General features: G+C 36.8%; 9 protein-coding genes and 1 tRNA gene. 7 read left to right on the forward strand and 3 right to left on the reverse strand.

All coding sequences use genetic code 11. The features are described 5' to 3' along the window. Positions 1–49 precede the first annotated feature (49 nt). Both BN200_RS07820 and BN200_RS07825 read left to right on the forward strand, forming a co-directional pair. Positions 50–376, forward strand: coding sequence for an integration host factor subunit alpha (locus BN200_RS07820; protein ID WP_019222005.1), 327 nt, complete (start codon positions 50–52; stop codon positions 374–376). Between the two features lie 192 nt (positions 377–568). Beyond that, positions 569–1,072 (forward strand): MerR family transcriptional regulator, encoded by a 504-nt coding sequence (locus BN200_RS07825; RefSeq protein WP_019222006.1) that lies wholly within the window; start codon positions 569–571, stop codon positions 1,070–1,072. 27 nt (positions 1,073–1,099) lie between these two features. On the opposite strand, the gene thrS is transcribed toward BN200_RS07825, so the two are convergent. The 3 genes from thrS to BN200_RS07840 all read right to left on the reverse strand — a co-directional run bounded on the left by thrS (position 1,100) and on the right by BN200_RS07840 (position 3,970). Continuing rightward, a complete protein-coding gene (gene thrS, locus BN200_RS07830; protein WP_019222007.1) occupies positions 1,100–3,076 on the reverse strand; it encodes a threonine--tRNA ligase in 1,977 nt (658 codons plus the stop codon). 111 nt (positions 3,077–3,187) lie between these two features. Further along, complete coding sequence (gene yidD, locus BN200_RS07835; RefSeq protein WP_019222008.1) at positions 3,188–3,541, reverse strand: membrane protein insertion efficiency factor YidD; 354 nt, start codon at positions 3,539–3,541, stop codon at positions 3,188–3,190. Further along, on the reverse strand, positions 3,542–3,970 hold the full coding sequence (locus tag BN200_RS07840; protein WP_019222009.1) for an iron-sulfur cluster assembly scaffold protein: 429 nt from the start codon (positions 3,968–3,970) through the stop codon (positions 3,542–3,544). Between the two features lie 125 nt (positions 3,971–4,095). Between BN200_RS07840 and folE the strand changes: the two genes are divergently transcribed. The 5 genes from folE to BN200_RS07865 all read left to right on the forward strand — a co-directional run bounded on the left by folE (position 4,096) and on the right by BN200_RS07865 (position 7,862). After that, entirely contained in the window at positions 4,096–4,716 is a 621-nt protein-coding gene (gene folE / locus BN200_RS07845) for a GTP cyclohydrolase I FolE (RefSeq protein ID WP_019222010.1), read from the forward strand. Between the two features lie 136 nt (positions 4,717–4,852). After that, a tRNA-Leu gene (locus tag BN200_RS07850) sits at positions 4,853–4,937 on the forward strand. A gap of 158 nt (positions 4,938–5,095) precedes the next feature. Beyond that, complete coding sequence (locus BN200_RS07855; RefSeq protein WP_019222011.1) at positions 5,096–6,280, forward strand: alpha/beta hydrolase; 1,185 nt, start codon at positions 5,096–5,098, stop codon at positions 6,278–6,280. A 138-nt stretch (positions 6,281–6,418) separates the two neighbouring features. Further along, entirely contained in the window at positions 6,419–6,913 is a 495-nt protein-coding gene (locus BN200_RS07860; protein ID WP_019222012.1) for a hypothetical protein, read from the forward strand. Between the two features lie 718 nt (positions 6,914–7,631). After that, positions 7,632–7,862: a phage capsid family protein gene (locus BN200_RS07865; protein ID WP_425277068.1), complete on the forward strand. Its 231-nt coding sequence runs from the start codon at positions 7,632–7,634 to the stop codon at positions 7,860–7,862. Positions 7,863–8,303: the final 441 nt, after the last annotated feature.

Here is an 8,303-nt window from a genome sequence, read left to right on the forward strand (position 1 = left end):
AAACGTATAAATCATTTTGTAATTTTTAATATTTGAATAGGTGATTAAAATGACAAGTAAGACAGTAACGCGTGCAGATTTAGCCAGCGTAGTTTGTAGAAAAGTGGGCTTGTCACATACAGAATCAGCCGCTTTGGTTGAGTTGGTTTTGGATGAAATTTGCAATTCACTTGTAAGGGGTGAAGTCGTTAAATTATCTTCTTTTGCGACTTTTCAAGTTCGCAAAAAAAATGAACGTGTCGGACGTAATCCAAAAACCGGTGTCGAAGCGCCCATATTACCGCGACGTGTAGTGACATTTAAGGCGGCAAATGTGTTGAAACAAAGAATTCTAGATTCACATCGTGCAAGACAAAAAACAATACCCCATGAATAAACACTCTTACAATGTTTGGTATTTGTTTAAAAAATTGTATAAAATAGAATTGTCCATTCCGTTTTAAGAAAAGGGCTTTTTAGTTTAAATAGAGTCAAATGTGGTCCTATTTTTGACCAATATGATTGAAAAATTGAAACTGAATGAGTTGTTATAGAATCGTTTGTAGGGTTTGAGATAGGGTGTTGCAAAATGGATAAAAGCTCTGATGCTTTTCGCACAATTAGCGAGGTAGCCGAGTTATTAGAGCTTCCACAGCATGTCTTAAGATTCTGGGAAACACGTTTTAAGCAAATTAAGCCGATGAAGCGTGGTGGTGGAAGGCGCTATTATCGGCCGATTGATGTTGATTTGCTCAATGGTATTAAGCAGTTATTGTATGATCAGGGTTATACGATAAAAGGTGTGCAACGTCTTTTGAAAGAGAACGGTGTTGCTTTTGTTACAGCATTTGGTAATGGCGATCTCGATGCTATGAATGTTGTCATAGAGAAAAAACAGGGGGAAAAAACTTCTGAACTCGATAGCAGTAAGCCTAAAAAGTCTTCTTTTGGACTTTTGAGCTTTATGAGGAGTGAGGCGGAAGCATCTATCGGTTCTGTTAATATTTATAAAGATAAAACCGATAAAGCATTGTTGCAAGAAACACTGTTTGAGTTAATTGAATGTAAACGCGTACTTGACAGAGTACGGTAACGACATTTTTTTTATTTTTTAGAACATTTAAGCGTTTATGATACGACGCAAATCTGGTGGTGTTGCCTCATTCTTAAGTTGCTCAATGACTTCTTCTACAGACAAGGAGATTTGCTCTGTGCTCCCTAGACGGCGCATACTCACGCTGTTTGTTTCAGCTTCACGTTTACCACATACCAAAATTACAGGAATTTTTTGTAAAGAGTGCTCACGTATTTTATAGTTAATTTTTTCATTGCGAAGATCTGATGTTGTGGAAAGTCCAACAGTTTTAAGTTTTGCTGTTAATTTTTTTGCATATTCATTCGCTTCGGATGTAATTGTTGCTACAACAACTTGTTCAGGCGCAAGCCAAAGTGGCATATGTCCAGCAAAATTTTCAATTAATATACCAAGAAAACGCTCCATTGATCCAAAAATGGCCCGATGTATCATAACTGGCTGACGCTTTTCTGAATCTTTATCAATATAAAACGCATCAAAACGTTCAGGGAGGTTAAAATCTAGTTGTGTTGTCCCGCATTGCCATTCACGACCGATAGCATCCTTCAATGTATATTCGAATTTTGGTCCATAAAACGCACCTTCACCTGGAAGAATACTTGTTTTGACTTGTCCTGCAAATTTCGTCTCAATAGTTTTAAGAACAGATTGCATAATATTTTCTGCATGATCCCATAATGCGTCAGATCCCACACGCTTTTCCGGGCGTGTTGAAAGTTTAAGACTGATTTCTTTAAAACCAAAATCAGCATAAGTTGATAAGATCAGATCATTAATATTAAGGCATTCATCAGCCAATTGCTCATCGGTGCAAAAAATATGGGCATCGTCTTGTGTAAAGCACCGTACACGCATAAGACCATGGAGAGAGCCTGAAGGCTCATAACGATGAACAACACCAAACTCAGCGAGTCTCATCGGCAAATCGCGGTAAGATTTTAAACCATGTTTAAAAATTTGCACATGACCAGGGCAATTCATTGGTTTAAGAGCGTAAACGCTTTCATTATCCCAATGCTCAGCTGCGGGAAGTGCTTTGAACATATTCTCTTTATACCATCCCCAGTGGCCAGATATTTCCCAAAGTGATTTATCGAGAATTTGCGGTGCATTAACTTCTGCATATTGATGATCATCAAGACGTCTACGCATATAGTTGATCAGATTTTGGAACATTTTCCAGCCTTTTTTGTGCCAAAAAATCATGCCTGGTGCTTCTTCTTGAAAATGAAATAAGTCCATGTCTCGTCCCAAGCGGCGATGATCACGTTTTTCGGCTTCTTCTAGCATTTGTAGATAGGCTTTTAAGTCACTCTCGTTTGCAAATGCTGTGCCATAAATTCTGGTGAGCATTGGATTATTGGAATCACCACGCCAATAAGCGCCTGCAACTTTCATTAGTTTGAAAGCATTGCCAATTTGTCCAGTAGATTGCATATGTGGACCACGGCAAAGATCAAACCAATCACCTTGATAATAGACTTTCAAATCTTGATTATCGGGGATGCTATCGATAAGCTCAACCTTATAAAATTCACCTTTTTCAGAAAAAATTTCTCTAGCTTTTTTACGAGACCAAATCTCTTTTTTAAAAGGTTTATTACGTTGGATAATTTCACGCATTTTCTTTTCAATGATAGTAAGATCATCCAATGTGAAAGGTTTTTGACGTGCAAAATCATAATAAAAACCATTTTCAATAACAGGACCAATTGTCACTTGCGTTTCAGGAAAGAGCTCCTGTACTGCTTCGGCTAGGACATGTGCACAATCATGGCGTATGAGCTCAAGAGCACGTGGGTCTTCGCGAGTAATAATTTCTATTTGACCAGATTGTCCTAATGGATCGGATAAATCGCGGATGATTCCATTAAGGCTATAGGCGAGTGCTTTTTTCGCAAGTGATTTAGAAATAGATTCGGCCAATTCCAAACCAGTCATCTTGGAGTTGTAATCACGCTTTGAACCATCGGGGAAAGAAAGAGAAACAGAGCAAGACATAAAACACCCCTTTAATCCAATTCCGCTAACGATTGCGGATGGTTTAGTGACATAAGTAATTAAGGCAAACTAGGTTCATTTTTTAGCAATACGCATGAAAAAAGAAAAGAATTATTTATCGTGTTTGGTAGAAATTTTCCAGTAGCACCAAGGTTTGTAAAAACAGTAAGAATCTCCAAGAGAGGTGGGAACTGGATCAAATCCATGTGTTCCAAATGGACCACAACGGATGATACGAAAAAATCCCATCCACGCTCCAGCCCACAGTCCATGGCGTGCCATTGCCTCATAAGTATATTCTGAACAGGTCGGTAGGTGGCGACACTGATTTCCTATAAAACTGGAAAATGTTATTTGATAAAAACGTATGAATAAAAGACCAAATAGTCGTCCGGGAGTTTTTTTCCAAGGACCTGTATAATTGCGAGCCAGTTTCTTTTTTTTCTCAAGGCGTGGTTTAAACATTTATTTTTCTTCAATTTGTTGAATACAATCTATAACGGCATCAAAGATAAGCATTGTTGATGTGTGGCGCGTTTTATAGTCTTTAATGGGTTGTAAACAAGAAAACGCTTCAAATGGAGCAGGTGGAGGAGGTCCATCTTCTGTTAGCATATGATAAATAATTTTACGTAACATTTTAAGATTTTGTGTTGTCTGCCCAATGATATGATATGCTAAAAGTGAAGCAGCAGCTTGTCCTAACACACATGCACGCACTTCATGGGCAAAATCTGTAACGGTGTCATTTTCTACTTTTAGGTCTACAGTAATTGTTGAACCACAAAGATGTGAGCGTTTTTTTGATGTTGCGTCGGGATTATGAAGACGCCCGATTTTGCTGATATGGGCGGCATATTCAAGTATTTTATCACTATAGATATGATCAATCATGCGCTATTGCCTGAAATTTTGAGAGCCGTGATTGTTTAAACTTTTAATTCGGTTATATAGAGATTATACAGGATGAAATGGATATGGAGCAAACACTTTGTATATGCTAAACTTGGAGTTTTTAAATGCATAATGTTAAAGGAGATCCTAAAAGCCCATTTTTATCTGGGATGGGGAATCCTCGTTTTGAAGAAGTAGAAGAAGCGATTCGTACATTGCTGTTATGGATGGGAGAAGATCCAAATCGAGAAGGGCTTTTAGAAACTCCTGGGCGTGTAGCTAGAGCATATCGTGATCTTTTTACTGGTTATAGCGAATCGGTTGAAGAAATCTTGGGCACGGTTTTTGAAGAAGTTTCAGGATATAATGAAGCGGTCATTGTTAAAGATCTCCCTTTTTATTCACATTGCGAACATCATATGATTCCAATTGTTGGTAAAGCTCATATCGCTTATCTTCCTGGTACAAAGATTGTTGGTCTTTCAAAAATTGCACGGGTGGTAGATGTTTTTTCGCGCCGGTTACAGACACAAGAATCTCTGACAGCTCAAATAGCTAATGCTTTGGAAACACATCTAAAACCTCGCGGTGTTGCAGTGTTGATTGAAGCTGAACACATGTGCATGGCTATGAGAGGAGTACAAAAGCAAGGAGCTACAACGATCACGACAAGTTTTCATGGCTCTTATCAAAAGGATCAGGTTGCACAGGCTCATTTTATGATGATGGTTCGTAGATCCTCTTAAAATCTGTTGTTCTCATAATTGAGATCCGTTTATAACAAGTTTGGATAAAATAAATCATCAGAAAGTGAAAATAGGCTTGTACCTTTCTTTGTGATTTGTTAAAGCCAACGAAGTAGGTATTTTGGCTTCACCACGTGCGGTCGTGGCGGAATTGGTAGACGCGCAGCGTTGAGGTCGCTGTGGGGCAACCCGTGGAAGTTCGAGTCTTCTCGACCGCACCATTTTGTGTTCTCATCTGCTGGTACGTAAAGAGGAGAAAATTGTACGCATTAAAGAGGTTTTTTAGCGTATTATTTGTTACATTCCTAAGCAATGATTTCATTTCAATCTAGACTTGAAGTATTGATTCTTTATTAAGGGGGGAAGGGGTAGTATTGCAGTGAGAATTAAAGTATTTTTTAAATATTTAAAACTCTTTATTTGCGTTTCTTTGTTAACGGCATGTAGTACATCACGTGCTGTGCTTTGGCATGGGATCCATGCAACACCATCTATGATTGCCGTACAAAGGAAAGTTGAAAGTAGACCAATAGTTCCTAAAGCTATCGTTCCAGTATATGTTGCTACAAGTCGCATGATGCAAAACAACTATTCTCAGCCTTATGGGGCAGAACGATCAAATAAAGTACACTATAATCGCGTAGATATAGGAATTCCTCAACAACACGTAAAGGGTGTTGTCGAAACAAACGCGTATAAGCCCACTCATGATAAATATTTTGCGGCAGTAGCATTACAAAAATACGATACCAAGGAACAATTTAAGCAGCAATTAAATGCGGCTTTAGAGAAAAAACCAAGAGGGAAAAGGGAAATTTTCCTTTTCATTCATGGTTATAATAATAATTTTGCAGATGGCACATTTCGTACAGCTCAGTTTACGTACGATTATTCTTTAAATGTGGTTACTGTGCACTACTCTTGGCCCTCTGCCGGATCTGTTCCTCTTTATATTTATGATCGTGACAGTGCTAATTTCGCACGCGATGGATTGATAGAGCTCTTAACACTTATCAGCGAAACCAAAGCTGATCAGATTTCAGTTATTGCACATTCTATGGGCAATTTTGTCATCATGGAAGCATTTAGAACTCTAGCATTACAAGGGAAATATAAACCTATTCATCGTATTACAAGTTTTTTAATGGCTGCACCAGATATTGATATTGATGTGTTTGAGCGTCAACTCAATGATATTAAGAAATTACCTCGGCCAACGGCTATTTTGGTATCTCGTGCAGATAAAGCCCTCGCTGTTTCTGGACGTCTTACGGGTGGACATCATCGTGTGGGTGATGGTTCAGATATTGAAATGTTGCGTAAAAATGGAATAGCTGTTCTTGATTTTTCGAATGTTGATGGAGGAGCACACAATGTCTTTGCCTCTTCACCAACGTTGATGGCTCTTGCTCGAGAAGGATCTTTGGCTTCAACAATTATGCAGGGTACAGAACTATCGCCCAGCCAAGCTCTTCTTGCTGATAGTAGTAGTGTGTTAGAGAAAACCACACACCTTATCTTTTATACACCTTTACGTCTTTTATCCCCATTAGCTCGACGTTGACTGCAAAAAGAGTAGGGATCTCTTTTAAAATATAAATGAGTTGGAAACAATATTTTTTAGCACTTTCTTTAGAATGGCTTTGTAGAATCAAAAATGAATAGTGAGATGATGTAAAAAGCATTAATTAGGTGAGTTTATATGGTCGCACAAAAACACTATGCCAGCATGCCTAAATTAGTTGATTACTTATCTCGTTTTGCAGTTAATTTGTTAGATATTCATGCAATACTTTTGAAGGTGAGAGAAGGGACTATGGGGGGAAAACCAAATTTATTACATCAAATTGTTTCCACAAAAAAACAGCTGGATGAGATAAGTCATGCTCTTATTTTAGAATACCGCAAACGCCAAGAAAATGAGCGTTTTCTAAAACAAATTTTGCTATCAATTTCCGGTCAACTTTTCTCACTGAATAATGATTTTAAAGAAAATGGACGTCTTTTCTTTCAAGAAATTAGAATGCTTCAATCTCAGATTCAGTGTTTTTACGATGGGAGGGAAAGAGGGCATTTATTAAGTGAGCAAGAATCTTCTTATTCTCCATCAAAAATTGATGAAGTGATTAAACAGTTACAAAAAGCAAGAGAGAAGCTTATTATTGAAAGTCCACACCTCTTTGAAAAAGAATGTTAAAGCAAGAAACAAAAAATTTTCTGAAAAAAGCAAGTTGATAAAAATATTTTCCCCTTAATAGCAAATGTGCACTAGGATGGTGGTTATTTTTTAGTTTTTTTGATAATATCAGCTGATATAGAAGTTTGATTTGTTGAAGAATATCTGACAGTTTTAAAGGCGTGAAAAACAGTAGAATCGCAGCATTGATTTGTAAGATTGGCTCTCATAGTTACAGTTTCTGAAAAATTAAAAATGATGAGCAAGATACCTTATCGTAGTAAAAACTATGATTGCGACACATACATAGACAAAAATTATCACATCAATATAGCCTTGATACGAAAAGAAAAGTGCTGAGAGTTACCTTTAAAACTTTGTTTTCGATATTTATTTTTTCACTACTCTTTTTAATATCTTCTTCTATTATATCACTATATAACTCTCAAAGAGACAGAAGAGGTTTGTACAATTCCTGTCTTTATTGCGTGATGTTAATACCTCAAAATACTATCACAAAATCTTTGCCGTGGAAGGTATCTAAGATTCAACAACACATAATATTCAACAGATTTGCGTAGTTTAAATCATATGAATTTGGGTTTTTCACCGGTTTTAAAACCGTTCTTTTACAGTAAAGAAAGGTAAAAATGAATAACAATAACAAGTATAGGTCTAATGGTGCTAATGCATTAAAAGCTTAGCCAAAGAGATTATAAATTATGAAGAGTCAAAAGCGATTGATATTGAAGGCTTAATGGGAGAAGGTTCTGATAGTATCATTCAAGTTAAGAATGAACTTAAGAAAAAAGGCGAAGATTGTGTTACATTGAGCTTACATGCACAGATTATGGAGTGTGGTGTGAGTGAGGGAGAAACGCTTAAAGGAAATGAAGAAACGCTCTCCTTTACAATAAATTACATATCAACAAATTTAACCATGCTGTTGCAACGAAAAACAAAGGTATAATTGATCAAAAACGTGTTTTATTTAGTTTACTTAACGAAACCTATAAGCCATTGGTTTATTGATACTTTGATCGATTGAATTTAATATTTTTTCAGTTATGTAGATATAAATTATTCTATAATTCGATTTGATGATATGAATATCAATTTAATAAATTGCATTATAGGTTAGTAATACGCTACGCCATGATAGTTCTCTTGACCTGTATAATGGCGTTGTTTTATGTGAAGATACCATATCATATCTAGTTTAAAGCGACTGATTATACAGCTGTTAAAAATGTCTGTAGTATTACTTTTAAGCACACAAAGTGCGGATTGGTTTTGCAAAAACGTAGTGCGACGGCATACACTATAAAAGAACAGTATTTCGATTATGAGCGTACTTTTTGGGAGGCATTGCAAGGAGGTTGGATAAAGGCTGATGAACTCTTCGTACTTG

The sequence above is a fragment of the Bartonella senegalensis OS02 genome (genome assembly GCF_000312545.1).
Lineage (GTDB): Bacteria > Pseudomonadota > Alphaproteobacteria > Rhizobiales > Rhizobiaceae > Bartonella > Bartonella senegalensis.